Source organism: Pseudovibrio sp. W64, assembly GCF_001623145.1.
In the GTDB taxonomy this organism is placed as follows: Bacteria; Pseudomonadota; Alphaproteobacteria; order Rhizobiales; family Stappiaceae; genus Pseudovibrio.
The window spans coordinates 1,201,729-1,219,784 of the sequence record NZ_LMCI01000038.1; the positions used below are offsets into that span (position 1 = coordinate 1,201,729).

An 18,056-nucleotide genomic window follows, 5' to 3' on the forward strand; every position below is an offset into this window, starting at 1 on the left:
ATTTATATCTTTTGGTGATTGCTTATGTCTTTATCCTCATTCTTTCTATCTGATAAACGCCCGGTATTCCTGAAGAATATCCGTTGCCGCCCCATGTTTGGTGGTCACGGATATTATATGAATGGCAAAATGTTTGCCCTCGTTCGTGAAAAGTCACTCTATCTCAAAGCGGGATCCAATAACGTGGCCGACTTTTTGCTGACTGGGCAGCTGCCTTACATTCATCAGTGTTTCGGAGAGTATTTCCCGACGAACTTCTATTCGGTTCCGCTGAATATTGTCGAGGATGAAGTCCAGCTGACACGATGGATTGCAAAGGCAATACGCCAACTTGCTCAAGCCAAGGAGAGTGCGAAAGCCTCTTCGGCCTTGGATAGCCGACAAAAAAAGACGGCAATCATACGATCTGCCGTCTCGAATACGTTTCTATTTTAAAAATTAGCGCTGCTTAAGCAACCTGTGTCACGCTGGGAATCTTCTTCTCTTCCTCAGCTTTCACGAGGTTGCGGCCAGCTTTCTTGGCAGCATAAAGCGCAAGGTCCGCACGAGACACCATGCTTTCTGCACTGTCGCCAGGCCGGAAAGTTGAAATGCCAATAGAGATTGTGATGCGACCAAGGTTTTCACCGGTAGAACGCTTCACGAGTTCTTTCGCCACAACGTTCTTACGGATCTTCTCCGCAATCACCTTTGCATCTTCAATGGTGGTTCTTGGTAGAATGATGCCAAACTCTTCACCACCATAACGACACGCAATATCGTTGTTCTTGACATTCTGCTTCACCGCCAGCGCCACAAGACGAAGAACCTGGTCGCCGGTCTGGTGTCCGTAGTTGTCATTGAACTGCTTGAAGTGGTCGATATCTGAAATCAACAAGGAGAGGGGAGCATGGCTCTCTTCTGTCTCCTTAACCGCACGCACAAGACTCTGATCGAAATGCTTGCGATTGTTCAGTGTGGTCAGTTCATCGGTGAGCGATTCATAACGGATCGCCTCCAATCCTTCCTGCAAGACGCCGATCTGACGGCGAGAATCAACCAGCTGCTCGCGAAGCTCTTGATTGCTTTCAGCGGTTTCAGTGGTCAGTTTTGCAAGATGAATGACAAGTTGGGAAAGCTGAGAACGATCACTGACGTTCTCAAGAGCGCTCAACGTACGGGCCAGCTCTTCACCGTATTCGGTGGTTTTGAGTGTTCCTTTATCAAGCGCAGAAATCAATTCCCGAACTTCCTCGGAGATCTTGTCGCCAACTTCGTCAATGCGCTCACCCAAACGGTTCGGCGACAAAAAGCGGTTATAGATCTTCTGAGTCTCTTCAGGAGAAATTTTGCCATCACGGGCAAGAATCTTATTGATGGTCCGGTTCAGGGCACGGTTAAACCCGGAAGCGTAAGAATACCACAGCTCATAGTTGCGTGGAAACGCTGGAAGCTTATTCGTCTTGATGTAATCGAGCGCACTGTCTGCATAAACAATCGTACGCTTGAACTCGTCTTCTTGACTCATGATTGCATCACCGCGTCACGGAAAGGGCTACCCCATAATTAATAAGCTAATTTAACATTAGCTTATTTAATGGGATATACCTAACCAGTGGTTAACCTCAGGAAAATGGGCTATCGGCTTTGAACTTTGGAACGAGTTTCCCGCAGCAGGAAGGCCGGAACGTGGCTTGCATTACGGAAAATCGCATCATCTTTAGGTTGATTAGCGCGACGACCGCCTCTTGGACGAGGTGGAGCAGCACGACGCTCAGCGTGCATTGGAACCACAGGTTGCTCTTCAAGGCCAGCTGGTACAGATTCGGTTTCCTGTACGGCTGCTTCTTGAACTTCAGCCTTAGGCTTACGTGAGCGGCCTTTTTCTTTTGGAGTGCGGGTAGAACGGCGGCGAGACTTTTTGTCATCGGCAGGCTTGGAGAAATCAACCGGCTCTCCGACCCACTCGAGCTCTTTACCAATCACGTCGTTAATCGCTTGCAATGCTTTCTGGTCCTTGCCCGTCACAATAGAAATCGCAGTGCCTTCACGGCCCGCACGCCCGGTACGTCCAATACGGTGGACGTAATCTTCTGCATGAATAGGAAGATCAAAGTTAAAGACGTGGCTCACAGTTGGAATGTCAAGACCACGTGCAGCAACATCACTGGCCACCAGAACCTTGATGTGACCCTTTTTGAAGTTGTCCAGCATGGTCATGCGAGAGCGCTGGTCCATGTCACCGTGAAGTGCACCGACAGAAAACTCATGACGCACAAGCGAACGGAAGAGGGTAGCTACATCGCGTTTGCGGTTACAGAACACGATCGCATTCTGCAGATCTTCAGCACCTTCGATCAGCTCGCGCAATTTCGCGCGCTTCTCGTAGTCTTCCGCATCAGCCGCCGCAATGCGCTGCGTCACAGTATCCGCTGTTGTCGAAGCTTTCGCCACTTCCACCTTTGCTGGGTTCTGCAAGAATGTGTCAGTCAAACGCTGAATCTCAGTCGGCATAGTTGCAGAGAAGAACAGGGTCTGACGCGTAAACGGGATAAGCTTGCAGATGCGCTCGATGTCTGGAATGAAGCCCATGTCTAGCATGCGGTCAGCTTCATCGATCACGAGGATATCAACGCCCTGCAACAGCAGCTTACCGCGCTCGAAATGATCAAGCAGGCGGCCAGGTGTTGCAATCAGAACATCAGCGCCACGCTCAAGCTTGCGGTCTTGCTCAGCAAAGGAAACGCCGCCGATCAGCAGTGCGACGTTCAGCTTGTGATTGACGCCATATCGATTGAAGTTGTCTTCCACCTGCGCTGCAAGCTCACGGGTCGGCTCAAGAATAAGAGTTCTTGGCATCCGGGCGCGCGCACGGCCTTTTTCCAGAAGAGTAATCATCGGCAGCGTAAAGCTTGCCGTTTTCCCGGTTCCAGTTTGAGCAATCCCGAGGACATCTCTACGTTCGAGAACGTAAGGGATGGCGCCTGCCTGAATGGCAGTCGGTTCTGTATAGCCAGAGGCTTCTACAGCGGCGAGAACTTTCTCACTAAGTCCGAGAGTGGAAAACGACATATTTCATGTTCTTTACGATAATTGAGGAGAGAAGCTGGAAGCCGTATGAGTTACAGGTTTCTCCAACCAGTTTGGCGGAACACTACATTTCTAAGCAGCGTTGTCAATAAATTCTGCGGTATAACCGATATATTCCTTCAAGTTATGCCAAGGTTGCCGAGTTATAACCTACGCAAAACTCAGCAACTATTCAGAATTAAGGGTCTTTTAAATATCCAGATCAGTCGCGAACTCTGCTCGCTCCTGAATAAAGTTGAAGCGTGCCTCAGGTTTATTGCCCATCAGCTGCTCAACCGCATTGCGGGTTTCACTCACTTCATCCTCGCCAACAACCACTTTAAGCAGCGTCCGGCGTTTCGGATCCATGGTGGTTTCCTTCAGCTGAGCTGGCAACATCTCACCAAGGCCCTTAAAGCGGCCAATTTCGATCTTGCCATTCTTCTTGAAGCTGGTTTTCAAAAGCTGCTCACGATGCTCGTCATCCCGGGCATAAAGCGTCTTACCACCCTGACTGATCCGGTACAGCGGAGGAACAGCAAGGTAGAGGTGACCGTTATTGACCAGATCCGGCATCTCTTTATAAAAGAATGTGATGAGAAGGGCTGCGATATGCGCCCCATCAACGTCCGCATCAGTCATAATGACAATGCGCTCATAGCGCAGATCTTTGTCATCGTAGTTAGATCGCGTCCCACACCCAAGGGCTTGAATGAGATCAGACAGCAGCTGGTTTGCGACCAGCTTATCCCGGCCAGCGTTCGCAACGTTCAAGATCTTACCACGCAATGGCAAAACGGCCTGTGTTGCACGATTACGAGCTTGTTTTGCTGAGCCACCCGCAGAATCACCCTCCACGATAAACAGTTCAGTGCCATCAGATTTGCTTGTTGAGCAATCTGCGAGCTTGCCCGGCAGACGAAGGCGACGAACTGCAGTTTTACGCGCGACGTCCTTCTCCTGGCGACGCTTCAAGCGCTCTTCAGCACGATCAACCACCCACTCAAGCAGTTTGTTTGCCTGATTAGGAGAAGCGGTCAGCCAGTGGTCAAACGCATCGCGGACGGCGTTTTCAGCAATACGGGTTGCTTCATTCGTGGCCAGCTTGTCTTTTGTCTGACCAACAAACTCAGGCTCGCGCACGAACACAGAAAGCATACCAGCTGCTGACGTTAAAACGTCGTCACCGGTAATAATGGAAGCCTTCTTGTTGCCAATCAGCTCGCCATAGGCCTTCAGGCCGCGGAGCAGGGCGTAGCGCAGGCCCGTTTCATGCGTGCCACCTTCAGGTGTCGGAACAGTGTTACAGTAAGAGTTGACAAACCCGTCGCCAGCAAACCAGGCAACAGCCCATTCAACTGAGCCATGCTTACCTGTCGCCTGTGTCCGGCCTGCAAAAACTTCGTCAGTAACACGGCGCTCTTTACCAAGAGCCTCTTCCAGGTAATCCTTCAGGCCGCCAGGGAAATGGAAAGTCGCAGTCTCAGGCACTCCATTGGCTTCATCAGCAAGAGCCTTGGCACAGCGCCAACGAATCTCCACACCGCCAAACAGGTAGGCCTTAGAACGCGCCATCTTCATCAAACGGGCAGGTTTAAACTTGAGCGTCTTGCCGAATATTTCCGCATCCGGCTTAAACCGCACCATGGTGCCACGGCGGTTGTGAACATCACCAACCAGCTCAAGGCCGCCATCAGCAAGGCCACGACGGAACGTCTGGCGATACAGCTTGCGGTTACGCGCAACCTCAACAACCAGCTCCTCAGAAAGCGCGTTGACAACGGAAATCCCCACACCATGCAGACCACCAGAGGTCTCATAGACTTTACTGTCAAACTTACCGCCGGCATGCAGGGTCGTCATAATGACTTCCAGCGCGGACTTGTCTTTATATTTAGGATGCGGATCAATCGGGATACCGCGGCCATTATCAGTAATGGTCAGGTAGCCATCATCGCCCAGAGAGACATCAATCCAGCTGGCGTGGCCTGCAACGGCCTCATCCATGGAGTTGTCAATCACTTCAGCGAACAGGTGGTGCAGCGCCTTTTCATCCGTGCCGCCAATATACATTCCCGGGCGGCGACGCACAGGCTCCAGACCTTCAAGCACTTCAATGTCAGCTGCTGTGTAATCACCCTCAGCGCCGATAGGAGCGGCCTTGCCTGCGGATGATGGCTTTGCAGGTGAGGACGGTGCGCTTGCGGCTGGTGCTTGTTTCTTCTCAGTGCTGCCAGAAGAGGATGTCAGCTCATCCATGCTTTTGGTAACATCTGCAAACAGATCATCAGGCGTGCTCATCGTACCTCTTTGGTCTTGCGCTTAAATAGTCTCGAATCAAACGGCAGTCTTGCAGGACTGAGAGAAAAGGGCAAAGATCTGCCGGAGTTCTACTCTTGTTCCTTGTGGGTAAGCGCCAGACATACGCCTTTTCGCTTACCTGAATGTGCCGAACCCCACCAAAAGCGGGCATCTGATGCCATATGCGCCATTCGCGGCGAAAATACAAATAGCATTTGTGATTGCCCCAAGGCCTGTGATCAAAACTTTACACCGGACATACACACGGCAGTTACGTCATCTGCTGCAGATTGTTGCGAGCATGCAACAGCATTTTGCGCTGACCCGAATGGTGGAAACTGACACTGGTTCATCAATGGCAAATTGGATAGTTTGCCTTGTCCATGTTTGAGAGATGGTCGAACTGTGTAGGATTTTTGTCAATCAGATAGAAAGCTAGGCATTTGTAAGATCATTTGTGACAATTTGAAGGTATGTCACCTTTGGAAACAAAATTGACATTTTTTCCTTTCATAGCCTGATCACACAGCGACGGTATGAAAAGATAAGAAGTCAGAACCACTGACAAGTAGGCAGTGGTCAAGTGAGGCACTTTGATAAAAGCTCTGTTTAAAGATGAAATGGGAACGCACCACAATGCGTTGACGCGTCTTGTAACAAGCTTGAGCTTCGCCTCGGTTCTTACTCTTCTCGCACTCAACAGTGCACATGCTCTGGATACCAACAAAAGTGCAAGTGCAATGGCTGCCGTCAATCAGATGGCAAATGTCACACCTCAGCAAGCCTTGAGGGAAGGGGCCCGCGCTTACTATTCCGGTGAAAAAGACAAGGCACTCTCTCCACTTCGCTACGCTGCTGAAAACGGACAGGCTATGGCAGCCTGGAAGCTCGGCAGGATGTACGCGCAAGGAGACGGTGTGCCAGAAGATGATCTTCAGGCGTTCCAGTATTTTTCCCAGGTCGTGCGCGAATATTCTTCCGATGGCCCCAAAGCACGCTCAGCCCCATTTGTCGCAAGCGCTCTTGTTGAACTGGGCCGCTACTTCCTGACAGGTATTGGCGACAGCCCGGTTAAACAGAACACGCACAAAGCACGTGAGGTGTTCACCTACGCTGCCTCCTACTTTGGCGATGCGGATGCGCAGTACAATCTCGGCATCATGTATCTCAACGATAAGCTGCCAGATTATGACCGCCGATTGGCTGCCCGTTGGTTGAAGCTCGCAGCCGTAAAAGGCCATGTCGGAGCGCAGGCCAAATTTGGTGAACTGCTGTACTTTACAGAAGAACTGACAACCGCACGCATGACAGGCCTCAAATGGATGACCCTGGCACGCCGGCAAGTGGTTGGCGGTGATAATGATGCATGGATCGTCTCTCTCCACGAGAAGGCATTTTCTCTCGCCTCAGAAAAAGAGCGTCGCAATTCTGCTGAATGGGCAGATGCATGGCTGGTTAAGCGCGGCCACGTGATTGCTTCAAGCAACTAATCCACTCTCTTCTGATTTTCTTTTAAAATATGACTTGACCGCTCAGGTTATTTCTGCGATTTAAAACATGAGTTCAATATTCAAGTTTTGTTATTGACCTCTGTTTGGCGATTGTAGACCCCGATTGCGGGTCTCTGGAATGTACTTGGGGTGAGCCTTTTGCGCTCACCCTCTTTTTTTGCCTGCATGTCGCAGAAAAGCTAAAATTTTCACAGTCTTCACGCACATTGTTTAAGCCTCTGAAATTTCAGTCTTTTCAACAGCAGGATGCAGTTTTTGAAATTTTCTCGCATGATTTGGGAAAAACTATAAAACACGCTTGCCAAGCTTTAAAACTCTGCCTATATACCTGCCTCAACAAGACGCCGCGGGGCGTCACGTTGATGAGATCGGAGCATAGCGCAGCCTGGTAGCGCATCTGGTTTGGGACCAGAGGGTCGCAGGTTCGAATCCTGCTGCTCCGACCATTCATCAACACGAAGATAGATCGGAGCATAGCGCAGCCTGGTAGCGCATCTGGTTTGGGACCAGAGGGTCGCAGGTTCGAATCCTGCTGCTCCGACCATCTTCCCTTCTTCTTCCCCTAAATTTCATAATTTAAGTAGTCAGCATCGCAGCCTTTTATGCTTTTGTGCCCTCAAATCTGCACAAAGTAGCGCTCCATTTGCATCTACTGTCGCACGTCTCATTCAGCAGCACCGCTCTTTGATTAAAACGAGCAAGGAAGGTTGCTGACAGCGCTCCTCATTCAATCTCGACATAGGCCACCCTAAGTGCAAGCTAGCGCTCTACGACCCCTTTAAAATGCTCTACTGAGACGCTGCAATCCTCACCATAAAACTACAGCCAATGCGCACATAGAAAAAGCCCGAAGGCGAGGGCCTCCGGGCTTCTTAAATCGTACAACTGTGAAACCTGCTTAGAACACGAAGAGATCCAGCACGTAGAACAGAGCGGCTGACAGGATTGCGGCCAAGGGAACCGTAATTACCCAAGCCGCAATGATGGTCATGAAGTGCGAGCGACGCACCAGCATGCGGCGCTTTTCGTCTTCTTTCACAGTGTTTTGCTTATAGCTTTCCATGCCGGTGCTTTCTTTCACGAAAGCAATACGACGCTTGGACTTCATTGTGTACCACTCACGGAAGAAGCCAACGCCGAAGATTGCGCCAACGGCAATGTGAGTAGAGCTCACCGGTAGTCCCAGCCAGCTCGCGAAGATCACTGTGATCGCAGCAGAAAGGGAGACGCAGTAAGCGCGCATCGGGTTCAGCTTAGTAATCTTCTCTCCGACCATACGGATCAGCTTAGGACCAAACAGCATCAGACCGAAAGAAATACCAAACGCACCGATCAGCATAACCCAGAGAGGAATTGTCACAGCTTTCGCAATGCCACCTTCCTGAACGGTGTGCACGATCGCAGCAAGAGGACCAATCGCATTCGCAACATCGTTCGCACCGTGGGCGAAGGAAAGAAGCGCTGCGGAGAAAATCAAAGGCCAGCGGAACAGGATACGCAGGGACTGGTTCCGGTTTTCCATACCTTCAGACTGCTTGCGGATTAACGGACGACAAATAGCCAGTGCAGCAACAAAGGCAATTGCGCCAAGCAGCAGAGCGACCTCAATGTCGATCTTTACGATCTTCTTCAGGCCCTTCATTGCCAGATAAGTAGCAAACGCAGCGGCCATAATCGCGATCAACAGCGGCACCCAGCGACGGGCAGCAGCAATCTTGTCTTGTTGGTAGATAATAAAGGATTTGATGAAGGCCAGGAACAGGGACGCAATAATACCGCCAAGAACCGGGGAGATGACCCAGCTTGCTGCAATGCCCGACATGGTCCCCCAGCTGACAGAGCCAAAGCCAGCAGCAGCAATACCGCCGCCCATCACGCCACCAACGATAGAGTGGGTGGTGGAGACGGGAGCGCCGATCCATGTTGCAAGGTTCAGCCAGACAGCCGCAGAGATCAGCGCCGCGAGCATCAGCTTCACAAAGTCTGTGTAATCTGTCACTTGCGTTGCGTCGATAATGCCCTTGGAGACCGTCTTTACGACGTCACCACCGGCAATCAAAGCGCCAGCGCTCTCAAAAATGGCAGCAAGCAGCAAGGCGCCGCCAATGGTAAGAGCTTTAGAGCCAACAGATGGGCCCACATTGTTGGCTACATCATTTGCACCGATATTGATCGCCAGATAGGCACCAATACCTGCAGCAGCAACAATAATAATAGCGTTTGGATGGTCAGAGACATAAAAACCAGCCATCGCCATAGCGAACATTAGAAAAACAAATGCGACCGCAGGAGCAACCAATGGACGTGCCATTGCGTTGCCGGCCAGCTCTAGCCTGGAAAACTTATCTAAGTCTTTGTCTAGAGTAGGCTTTTTTCTAAGGTTAGACATGCTGTATACTTTTTTCGCCGCGTCTTCTTCGCGTAGTTTCTCATGCACCTGGCAGCAGGCATAACACCTGACTACAATTTTGCACCCACCCTTCATCACAGGACAAAGGCAGGCGAGCGCACATCATTGAATGTGGCAGTGTTGCCCTCAAATGAGCGGGCACCAGAAAAGCACTCGAGGAACTTTGTGTATTAAAGCTACCTTCAAGCGCTTTTATTTCCAGTGAACGCTCAGTTCGCGCGCAAACTAGTTTTGTCTCCGGTATATTTCAAGTTAAAATTACCTATAAACTTTGGAGAAGTAACTAGTCACAGAAATATCACGAAAGCTTCGCAATTTCTTAATTAAAAATCGCCCAACGTCAAGTCCGGTAATACTGGAAATAAAACCGCAATTATTGCACCGGTTAGCGCAATTATTGCACTTAAGGCCGCAATGAGTGCATCTATAGCTATTTACTAAGAGAAATCGGTATAGCTTGACCAAGTGCATTGACACCAATGGCATAATTGGAGAAGAAACAGGAAAACTGGTATATCGCGTTGGAGAGAGTGTTTCCGAATCCAATGCGAAAAAGAGAGGTTACATGGTAGCTCGCATTTACAATCCAGCCAAAACTGCAATGCAGTCCGGAACAGCCAAAACCAACAACTGGGTGCTGGAGTTCGATCCACAGTCCCCAAAATCCATTGATCCGCTGATGGGCTATACGTCATCAGGTGATATGAAGCAGCAGGTAAAGCTGAAGTTCCCGACCAAGGAAGAAGCGGTCGCCTACGCAACACGCAACAATGTTGCTTACCGTGTTGATGAAGAGAGCAAACGCAAGCACCGCCGCGCATCCTATTCAGATAATTTCCGTTTTGACAGATTATCTCCGTGGACACATTAAGTTTCAGCATTGAGATTATTCTCTAACGGCCTTATGAAACATCCCACGCAACGGGCGATCCACTCGCCCTTGCAAAAGCGGTCCCTTAGCTCAGCTGGATAGAGCACCGGCCTTCTAAGCCGACGGTCGCAGGTTCGAATCCTGCAGGGATCGCCACTTTTTCTCCCCGAAAATCGCAAAACAGAAATCAACGCTCTCAAAAGCGAACGGTTTTCCTGCATTCTCGCCCCTTTTGAGCAAATTTATCTCATCATTTGAGTGGTGCAGCTTTTTATTCCAATGTGACATAACCAAATAAATTCTGCAGTTTTAAAATGCTCAAAATCCCGGCAAAACTGAAGGGTTATAAGGTGTTCAATCAGCGGCAGTTTTAATAAATTCCTCTAATAGATCATTGTGCACGCCACATTTTTACTGTAATTGACGGCAAAACACGCCCTAGGGGAAATCAACGAGTTGAACTGCGTGCAAAAATCATCTGACATCCGTACGGACTGGACGCGTGAAGAGGCTGAGTCTCTTTACAACCTGCCGTTTAATGACCTGCTGTTTAAAGCTCACTGCGTTCATCGCGAGCATTTTGACCCCAATGAGGTCCAGCAAAGCCAGCTCTTAAGCATCAAGACAGGCGGTTGCCCGGAAGATTGTGCTTACTGCAGCCAGTCCGCTCGCAACAACACCGAGCTGTCCGCCTCAAAGCTTCTTGAAGTCCAAATGGTGCTGGAAGAAGCCAAAAAGGCGAAGGAAGGCGGCGCAACCCGGTATTGCATGGGCGCAGCCTGGCGCTCTCCTAAAGATCGCGACATGCGCGCCATTGAAATGATGGTGGAAGGCGTCAAAGAGCTCGGCATGGAAAGCTGCATGACGCTTGGCATGCTGACACCTGAGCAAATTTTGCGCCTCAAAGATGCTGGGTTGGATTATTACAATCACAACATCGACACTTCAGAGCGCTACTACAGCGAGGTTATTACAACCCGCAAGTTCTCTGATCGTATCGACACCCTGAATCTGGTCAAGGAATCCGGTATCAAAGTCTGTTCTGGCGGCATCGTCGGCATGGGCGAAAAAGATATGGACCGCCTCGACATGCTGGTTTCTCTGGCGACACTGGAAGAGCATCCGGACAGCGTGCCGATCAACATGCTTATCCCAATTGAAGGCACGCCGCTTCAGGATGCTGAACCGGTTGATCCGATTGACTTCGTTCGTCTGATTGCCGTTGCACGCATCATGATGCCGAAATCTCATGTTCGCCTGTCAGCAGGCCGGACAGAAATGTCTGATGAGACGCAGGCAATGTGTTTCTTTGCTGGAGCAAACTCCATCTTCAAAGGCGAAACACTGCTCACCACAGACAACCCGGAAGACTCCAAGGACGCAGCTTTGTTCAAACGCCTTGGTATCCGCCCTATGGGGCTGAAAAGCTGTGCGGCTGAGCATGAGCCTGCTGAATAAGCACCAAGGAGCGCTCGAGCGTCTGGCAGAGCGGGGCAGATCCCGTTCATTGCTCAAAGCGCATGGCTGCGATTTTTCGTCCAATGACTATCTGGCGCTGACAACAGCGCCAGAATTGCGTTTAGCGGCAGAAAACGCTCTTGCCCGTGGTGTCAGTCTCGGCGCAGGCGGCTCGCGCCTCTTGCGCGGCAATGATCCTGAGCATGAAGCGCTTGAGCTTGAAGCAGCAAACCTGTTCAACACAGAGCGATCCCTTTTCTTTGGTGGGGGATACAACGCCAACATGGCGCTGTTCTCAACCCTGCCGCAGCAGGGCGACCTTGTCCTGCATGACAGCCTCATCCACGCCAGTGCACATGACGGCATGAAGTTGGGTGCAGCCCAGTCCATGGCCTTTAAGCACAATCAGGTTGAGGATGCGCAAGTACGCATTGCCCAGTGGCGCCAACAAGGCGAAACCGGGCGGATCTGGATCGCTTGCGAAAGCCTTTACAGCATGGACGGAGATCAGGCACCGATCAGGGACCTGATAGAACTCGCTGATACGCACGATGCGTTTTTACTGGTCGATGAAGCCCACGCAACAGGCGTGCTGGGTGAGGGCGGCAAAGGCCTGGCAGCGGAGTTTGAAGGCCGGGAGAACGTTATTTCGCTCCATACTTGTGGCAAAGCTCTTGGAGCCTCCGGCGCACTTGTCTGCGGGCCAGCTGTTCTGATCGACTACCTCATCAACCGCGCGCGCGGGTTCATCTACGCGACCGCGCCATCACCTCTGGTCGCAGCCATCGTGCGCGCTTCGCTAAAACTGGTACAGGATCAACCGGAACGACGGGACCAGCTTGCTGACCTTGTAAAACATGCAAATGCTGAGATGAACCGTCTGTGCGGACAAAAGGGCAGCGGAACGCATATTCTTCCGTTCCTCATTGGCGATGACAAGCGCACCATGTTGATTGCAAAAGCACTGCAGGAACGCGGCTATGACATCCGCGGCATTCGCCCACCAACCGTTCCACGGGGCACATCCCGCCTGCGCATTGCGTTGACCTTGCATGCCAGCAAGTCCGATGTATCCAACATGTTTGAAGTGCTTGCAGAAGAAGTGGGGCTGGTTCGCTCATGACAAAACCAATCGTAGTTACAGGCACCGACACCGGTATTGGCAAAACAATTTTCTCTGCAGCGCTGACGCAAGCTTTAGCTGCCACCTACTGGAAGCCTGTTCAATCTGGACTGGAAGAAGAAACCGACACACAAGCAGTAATACGTCTGACAGGTTGTAAAACACTGCCAGAGACTTACCGTTTGCAGGTTCCCGCATCTCCGCATTTCTCAGCGGAAGCAGAAGATGTCCTGATCGATACGGAGAGCCTGGCATTACCTCAGGTCGATGGACCGCTGGTCGTTGAAGGGGCAGGTGGCGTCATGGTTCCGCTCACGCGTGAGACGCTTTACATCGACCTCTTCAAAAAGTGGCAGGCACCGATTGTGCTGTGCGCCCGCACCGGCCTTGGCACCATCAATCACAGCCTGCTTTCCATTGAAGCACTGCGTACCCGTGGCTGCAATCTGCTCGGCATTGTATTTGTCGGTGAGGAAGTGGCAGATTCAGAACGCACGATCGCAGAGTACGCAGGTGTCAAGAAGCTTGGTCGCTTGCCACTGCTGCAACAAATCACCCCAGAAACAATAAGAACAGCGTTTGCAGAGAATTTCCGTCTGGAAGACTTCTGCCTGCAAACCGGGGAGAACGCATAATGTCTAAGCACTCACCAATCTGGCATCCATTCACCCAGCACGCTGTGCTGACGGAAATGACCAAGATTACGGGCGGTTCTGGCGCATACCTGACAAAGGATGACGGCGACAAACTGCTTGATGCCATTGCTTCCTGGTGGGTCGTAACCCACGGCCACTGCCATCCGCACGTCATCGGCGCAATCAAGGAGCAGGCGGAAAAGCTGGATCAGGTGATCTTTGCAGGTCACACCCATGAGCCTGCAGAGCGACTTGCGCAGCAGCTGCTCAAATGCACGCCTGATGGACTGGATTATGTCTTCTTTTCAGACAGTGGTTCCACCAGTGTGGAAGTGGCGCTCAAGATGGCGCTCGGCTATTGGCATCATCTGGGCGAGAAACGCCAGCGCATTGTCGTTATGGAAAACAGCTATCACGGCGACACAATCGGCACCATGTCCGTTGGCGAGCGTTGCGTCTTCAACCAGCCTTACAATCCGCTGTTGTTTGATGTGGCCAAAGTGCCGTTCCCAACCGCTGCCAATGAGCAGAACACGTTAGATGAACTGGATAAGCTCTGCGCCCAAGGCGATGTAGCAGCGTTTATCGTAGAACCGCTCGTTCTGGGTGCTGGTGGCATGCTCATGTATTCCGCTGAAACACTGCGGGCGCTCCATGAGATCTGCCAGAAGCACAATGTACTGTTCATCGCTGATGAGGTGATGACGGGCTGGGGCCGTACAGGCAAGATGTTCGCCTGTGAACATGCACAGATTACGCCGGATATCGCATGCTATTCCAAAGGCCTGACTGGTGGTTCTTTGCCGCTTGCCGTCACCATGTGCTCTTCGGCAATTTATGATGAGCATTATTCCATGGACAGAAGCAAAACCTTCTTCCATTCCAGCTCTTACACAGCAAACCCAATCGCCTGCGCCACTGCAGTCGCCAATCTGGAAATTTGGGAGAATGAGCCGGTCTATGACCGCATAGCAAAGCTCATGCAAATGCAATCCGCTGGCCTTGCGCGTTTCAAAGACGATGATCGTTTCACCAACATCCGTCAGACGGGCACAATCGCGGCCATGGATATCAACGTGAAGGATCACGGATATCTGTCTGACGTTGGCCCGCGCCTCTATGAGTTCTTCAAGTCAAAGAACCTGCTGCTGCGCCCACTGGGCAACACGCTCTATTCTATGCCGCCATACTGCGTCACTCAGGGCGATATTGACCAGATCTACGATGCGATAGCTGAGGCTGCTGATGAACTCCTCTAAGGACCGTGGCGGGCTGATCGGCTTCGGACATTACGCACCAGAACGCCGCGTGCTCAATGCGGAGATTGAACAGGATCTGGGACTGGAAGAGGGCTGGATCGAACGCCGCACCGGCATTCGGGAGCGCCGCTATGTCTCCTCTGATCAGGCTCTCACAGACATCGCACTGCCAGCAGCTCAAATGGCGATTGAGGACGCTGGTATCGATCCGGCTAAAATCGGCCTGACACTGCTGGCAACCAGCACACCTGACCACCTGTTACCGCCCTCAGCACCTCTGCTGGTGCACAAACTTGGCCTGCCAAACTCCGGCGGCATCGATATGGCAGGAGCGTGCGCAGGGTTCCTTTACGCACTGGCCATGGCCGATGCCTATGCCAAAGCGCAAGGCATTGCAGTTCTCGTCGTCGCAGCCAATATCCTGAGCCGCCGTATCAACCCGGCAGAACGCGCCAGCCGCGTGCTATTTGCCGATGCTGCAGGTGCCGTTGTGGTTCTGCCACCAGCACATAAAGAGCAGGGCATCCTTGCTGCTGATCTGGCATCTGATGGTGCTTATTACGACCTCATCAAAATCCCTGGAGGTGGCAGTCGCAATCCGTACAGACCGGATATGGACCCCAATGAGTACCTGATGAGCCTGCAAGGTGGGCAGACGGTCTTCGCCAAAGCGGTCAACACGCTCACGGACTCAGCAATGAAAATTCTGGGGCAAGCCGACATCAAACCGTCAGAGGTGGACCACTGGGCACCCCATCAGGCCAACTCCAGGATCATTCAGGCTGTCGGAACCAATCTTGGAATAAACGCCGATAAGACACTGATGACACTGGGGGAATACGGCAACAGTTCAGCAACCACCATCCCATTCAGCCTCTCCAAGTGTCGGGAAAACCGAAGCTATAAGGCGGGTGACAAAATTCTATTGTCTGCCATAGGCGCGGGCTTCGTCAGCGGGTCCTTGTTGATCGGCATGTAGCAAAAGCGCCCACTCGTGGTGGAAAGACGAGCGGGCGCGTGCGCATCAAACCGCAGTTATTTTGATGCGCTGTCCAGATAAGCCAGCAGGTTCTCGATATCTGCTGGCTTCTTCAAACCGGCAAATGCCATACGGTTTTTTGGCAAGAATTTCTTCGGCTTAGTGAGAAACTCTGTCAGAGATTCTGTATCCCAGGCCACATCAGCGTTTGCCATGACCTTGGAATATTTGAAGCCCTCAACAGCAGCGGCCTGACGGCCAATCACACCGTGCAAGCTTGGGCCAACTTTGTTCTGCCCTTCCTTCACGCTGTGGCATGCCTTGCACTTCTTAAAAACCTTCTTGCCCGCCTTCACATCACCCGCAAACGCCACCTGAACCGGTGCCGGAGCCGGTTGAGCCGCTGCCTGCTTCCCATCTGTTGTCAGCACAAGGCGAAGAGTAACCGGTACCGTCCGTGTAATCCCGTTCAGCTTGGCAAGTGTTTTCAGCTGATCCACGCCCGCGTTCACGCCCGCTTCCTCAGTTCCTAAAAACACCATGTCATTGGTCGTCGCCAAAACTTTGCTGTCGGAAATGCGCGCCACAAAAACTTCCGTTTCCACCGGGATCTCAGTGCCCAGCAAATTGAGCGTGGCTTCCAGATCAACAACAGTGGTTGCGCCAACCGCAAGCTGGCTCAGCTCAGCAGCGTCCAGCTGTGCAGTCAGATCAGCAGACCCGATGCTTTGGAACACGATCTGGCGCATACGCTCATTGCGAATATCGATGTTGGTCTCAACAGAACCCAGATCAATTGTCAGCTGCAGCTTGCCATCTTCCGAGACAGAGCCGGAGAGTTTCTCAAAGCTGTTCACTTCCCCCACGGAGTTTTTCTTGATGGTGCCATATGAAAGGCGTGAGCTGTCGCTGTCCACGCTCCAGGTTTGTGCAAGGGCACTGCCAGACAACAGTAAAAGCATCGCAGAGGTGCGGAAAAGGGTTTTTACCATAGGTATGTCGCCTTCGTGATTTGATGTGATTGACGATTTTTGGTTGCTATCAATTGAGGAACACACGACAGCTGGCTTTTATTCGATGTATTTTGGAAAAAAATATCAGAAACGTTTTCAAAGTGACCTAATCACCATCATGCCCCGGCTCTGGCGCTTTGCACTTTCGCTTGCAGGGCAAAAGGATCTGGCGGACGATTTGGTGCAGGCCACATGTCTGCGGGCATTGGAACGGGAAAGCCAGTTTCAGGCAGGTTCAAACTTTGCCGCCTGGACCATGACCATTTGTCGGTCCATCTGGTTAAACGAGATGCGCAGCCAGCACCTGAGGAAAACCGGCCAGCTCGACACCGCCATCGAATCCAGCCTCATCGACCCGTCTCCATCTCCTGAAACGAATATTTTCGCCGCTGAAGTGTTTAAACAAGTGATGCGACTGCCAGAAGGTCAGCGCTCTGTGGTGGAACTTGTCTTTGTTGAGCAATTCACCTATCGCGAAGCAGCCGCAATTTTAGGTATTCCTATTGGAACGGTCATGAGCCGTTTATCTGCAGCCCGTAAAACGCTTGCGCCTTTACAACAGGAACAAGCCAACCAGATGAAGAAGGGAGAGCTGGCATGACGTACACCGACGAACACCTACGGTCTTATCTGGCTGGCTCTCTGGACCCTGAAACGGCGCAGCAAATAGAAGCGGATCTGGAGAGCGATCCGATCCTGGAACAACGCCTGCTGGCACTTGAAGGCCTGCTCCCCGTCGTTCAGCAAGGCTTTGCAGAGTTCCCTGACGCAGATCACCTCAAACAGCTGGAAGACAAGATCTTCGCACAACCAACCCCTGCAAACGATCATGCAACCGCCCCAACCCTTGTCCGCACATGGAGCACCCGCGCAGCAACGCTTGTGATTGGCTTGGCCATCGGAACAAGCCTCATGTACTGGACAGATGACGCAACTGACTGGCGGCAGGAAGTTGCAAGCTATCAGGCGCTATACGTCAAAGAGACAATCGCATCCCTGAACAGGTCCGAGGATGAGCTGAAACAAGAGCTGGCTGAAGCCTCAACCGCCGTAGGCCAGCAGCTGAACCTTTCAGACCTCAATGATCTGGAAGGCTTGAAACTACTGCGAACCCAGGTTCTGGGCCATGAAGGCGCACCACTCATCCAGATAGTCTTTGCAGACCCCAACGGTGCCCCGGTTGCATTCTGCATCCTCAAAGACACAGATGCCGCCGGAACTATCATGCAATCCACCAGCCTCAAAGGCATGGCCTCCGCAGACTGGACCGGCAACGGCTATCGTTACCTCGTTATTGGAGGCCAAAACCAAAGCCGCATCGACACCGTCGCCGAGCAAATCCACTCCCGCGTTTTGTAGGCAAGGAGAGCCTTACGCAAATCTTTCTGTCAGTATCTGTCAGAGTGAGCGCCGCAGGGAGGATCAGTATGCTAGGTCTGTCGGATTGC

General features: G+C 51.8%; 15 protein-coding genes and 3 tRNA genes. 13 read left to right on the forward strand and 5 right to left on the reverse strand.

The features are described 5' to 3' along the window. The first annotated feature begins 24 nt into the window (after positions 1 to 24). The gene (locus PsW64_RS21865; protein ID WP_082831175.1) at positions 25 to 435 is read left to right on the forward strand and encodes a TfoX/Sxy family protein; all 411 of its coding nucleotides are present in this window, start codon (positions 25 to 27) and stop codon (positions 433 to 435) included. 13 nt (positions 436 to 448) lie between these two features. On the opposite strand, the gene PsW64_RS21870 is transcribed toward PsW64_RS21865, so the two are convergent. The 3 genes from PsW64_RS21870 to parE all read right to left on the reverse strand — a co-directional run bounded on the left by PsW64_RS21870 (position 449) and on the right by parE (position 5,349). Next, complete coding sequence (locus PsW64_RS21870) at positions 449 to 1,507, reverse strand: GGDEF domain-containing protein (RefSeq protein ID WP_063288643.1); 1,059 nt, start codon at positions 1,505 to 1,507, stop codon at positions 449 to 451. 110 nt (positions 1,508 to 1,617) lie between these two features. Next, positions 1,618 to 3,051, reverse strand: a complete 1,434-nt coding sequence (locus PsW64_RS21875; RefSeq protein ID WP_063304934.1) for a DEAD/DEAH box helicase — start codon at positions 3,049 to 3,051, stop codon at positions 1,618 to 1,620. Between the two features lie 207 nt (positions 3,052 to 3,258). After that, complete coding sequence (gene parE / locus PsW64_RS21880; RefSeq protein WP_063304935.1) at positions 3,259 to 5,349, reverse strand: DNA topoisomerase IV subunit B; 2,091 nt, start codon at positions 5,347 to 5,349, stop codon at positions 3,259 to 3,261. 593 nt (positions 5,350 to 5,942) lie between these two features. Between parE and PsW64_RS21885 the strand changes: the two genes are divergently transcribed. From PsW64_RS21885 to PsW64_RS21895, 3 genes are all read left to right on the forward strand, one after another. Next, the gene (locus PsW64_RS21885; RefSeq protein ID WP_208980920.1) at positions 5,943 to 6,839 is read left to right on the forward strand and encodes a tetratricopeptide repeat protein; all 897 of its coding nucleotides are present in this window, start codon (positions 5,943 to 5,945) and stop codon (positions 6,837 to 6,839) included. Positions 6,840 to 7,229: 390 nt separating this feature from the next. Continuing rightward, positions 7,230 to 7,306, forward strand: a tRNA-Pro gene (locus PsW64_RS21890). A gap of 21 nt (positions 7,307 to 7,327) precedes the next feature. Then, positions 7,328 to 7,404: transfer RNA gene (locus tag PsW64_RS21895), tRNA-Pro, on the forward strand. Positions 7,405 to 7,758: 354 nt separating this feature from the next. Here the strand turns inward: PsW64_RS21895 and PsW64_RS21900 are convergent. Continuing rightward, positions 7,759 to 9,249: an inorganic phosphate transporter gene (locus PsW64_RS21900; RefSeq protein WP_193757835.1), complete on the reverse strand. Its 1,491-nt coding sequence runs from the start codon at positions 9,247 to 9,249 to the stop codon at positions 7,759 to 7,761. Positions 9,250 to 9,835: 586 nt separating this feature from the next. Between PsW64_RS21900 and PsW64_RS21905 the strand changes: the two genes are divergently transcribed. The 7 genes from PsW64_RS21905 to PsW64_RS21935 all read left to right on the forward strand — a co-directional run bounded on the left by PsW64_RS21905 (position 9,836) and on the right by PsW64_RS21935 (position 15,595). Continuing rightward, complete coding sequence (locus PsW64_RS21905; protein WP_057465385.1) at positions 9,836 to 10,141, forward strand: ETC complex I subunit; 306 nt, start codon at positions 9,836 to 9,838, stop codon at positions 10,139 to 10,141. 79 nt (positions 10,142 to 10,220) lie between these two features. After that, positions 10,221 to 10,297 (forward strand) — tRNA-Arg (locus PsW64_RS21910). A gap of 309 nt (positions 10,298 to 10,606) precedes the next feature. Beyond that, positions 10,607 to 11,599 carry a biotin synthase BioB gene (gene bioB / locus PsW64_RS21915; protein WP_063304937.1) on the forward strand — a complete coding sequence of 331 codons (993 nt, stop codon included), beginning with the start codon at positions 10,607 to 10,609 and terminating at the stop codon, positions 11,597 to 11,599. Continuing rightward, entirely contained in the window at positions 11,583 to 12,722 is a 1,140-nt protein-coding gene (locus PsW64_RS21920) for an 8-amino-7-oxononanoate synthase (protein WP_063292096.1), read from the forward strand. Before bioB ends, PsW64_RS21920 begins: the two co-directional genes overlap by 17 nt. After that, positions 12,719 to 13,357 (forward strand): dethiobiotin synthase, encoded by a 639-nt coding sequence (gene bioD, locus PsW64_RS21925; protein WP_063304938.1) that lies wholly within the window; start codon positions 12,719 to 12,721, stop codon positions 13,355 to 13,357. Before PsW64_RS21920 ends, bioD begins: the two co-directional genes overlap by 4 nt. After that, entirely contained in the window at positions 13,357 to 14,616 is a 1,260-nt protein-coding gene (locus PsW64_RS21930) for an adenosylmethionine--8-amino-7-oxononanoate transaminase (RefSeq protein ID WP_063304939.1), read from the forward strand. Before bioD ends, PsW64_RS21930 begins: the two co-directional genes overlap by 1 nt. After that, positions 14,603 to 15,595, forward strand: coding sequence for a beta-ketoacyl-ACP synthase III (locus PsW64_RS21935; RefSeq protein ID WP_063302246.1), 993 nt, complete (start codon positions 14,603 to 14,605; stop codon positions 15,593 to 15,595). Before PsW64_RS21930 ends, PsW64_RS21935 begins: the two co-directional genes overlap by 14 nt. A 56-nt stretch (positions 15,596 to 15,651) precedes the next feature. On the opposite strand, the gene PsW64_RS21940 is transcribed toward PsW64_RS21935, so the two are convergent. After that, positions 15,652 to 16,587: a c-type cytochrome gene (locus PsW64_RS21940; RefSeq protein WP_063304940.1), complete on the reverse strand. Its 936-nt coding sequence runs from the start codon at positions 16,585 to 16,587 to the stop codon at positions 15,652 to 15,654. Positions 16,588 to 16,612: 25 nt separating this feature from the next. Between PsW64_RS21940 and PsW64_RS21945 the strand changes: the two genes are divergently transcribed. Further along, positions 16,613 to 17,209: an RNA polymerase sigma factor gene (locus tag PsW64_RS21945; protein ID WP_244271755.1), complete on the forward strand. Its 597-nt coding sequence runs from the start codon at positions 16,613 to 16,615 to the stop codon at positions 17,207 to 17,209. Next, positions 17,206 to 17,967, forward strand: a complete 762-nt coding sequence (locus PsW64_RS21950; protein ID WP_063288703.1) for a hypothetical protein — start codon at positions 17,206 to 17,208, stop codon at positions 17,965 to 17,967. The genes PsW64_RS21945 and PsW64_RS21950 overlap by 4 nt, the downstream gene beginning before the upstream one ends. The last annotated feature ends 89 nt before the right edge of the window (positions 17,968 to 18,056 follow it).

Coding starts and splice junctions, on each gene's coding strand:
- PsW64_RS21865 (WP_082831175.1), top strand. CDS start 25: ATGTCTTTATCCTCATTCTTTCTATCTGATAAACGCCCGGTATTCCTG.
- PsW64_RS21870 (WP_063288643.1), bottom strand. CDS start 1,507: ATGAGTCAAGAAGACGAGTTCAAGCGTACGATTGTTTATGCAGACAGT.
- PsW64_RS21875 (WP_063304934.1), bottom strand. CDS start 3,051: ATGTCGTTTTCCACTCTCGGACTTAGTGAGAAAGTTCTCGCCGCTGTA.
- parE (WP_063304935.1), bottom strand. CDS start 5,349: ATGAGCACGCCTGATGATCTGTTTGCAGATGTTACCAAAAGCATGGAT.
- PsW64_RS21900 (WP_193757835.1), bottom strand. CDS start 9,249: ATGTCTAACCTTAGAAAAAAGCCTACTCTAGACAAAGACTTAGATAAG.
- PsW64_RS21905 (WP_057465385.1), top strand. CDS start 9,836: ATGGTAGCTCGCATTTACAATCCAGCCAAAACTGCAATGCAGTCCGGA.
- PsW64_RS21920 (WP_063292096.1), top strand. CDS start 11,583: ATGAGCCTGCTGAATAAGCACCAAGGAGCGCTCGAGCGTCTGGCAGAG.
- bioD (WP_063304938.1), top strand. CDS start 12,719: ATGACAAAACCAATCGTAGTTACAGGCACCGACACCGGTATTGGCAAA.
- PsW64_RS21930 (WP_063304939.1), top strand. CDS start 13,357: ATGTCTAAGCACTCACCAATCTGGCATCCATTCACCCAGCACGCTGTG.
- PsW64_RS21935 (WP_063302246.1), top strand. CDS start 14,603: ATGAACTCCTCTAAGGACCGTGGCGGGCTGATCGGCTTCGGACATTAC.
- PsW64_RS21940 (WP_063304940.1), bottom strand. CDS start 16,587: ATGGTAAAAACCCTTTTCCGCACCTCTGCGATGCTTTTACTGTTGTCT.
- PsW64_RS21950 (WP_063288703.1), top strand. CDS start 17,206: ATGACGTACACCGACGAACACCTACGGTCTTATCTGGCTGGCTCTCTG.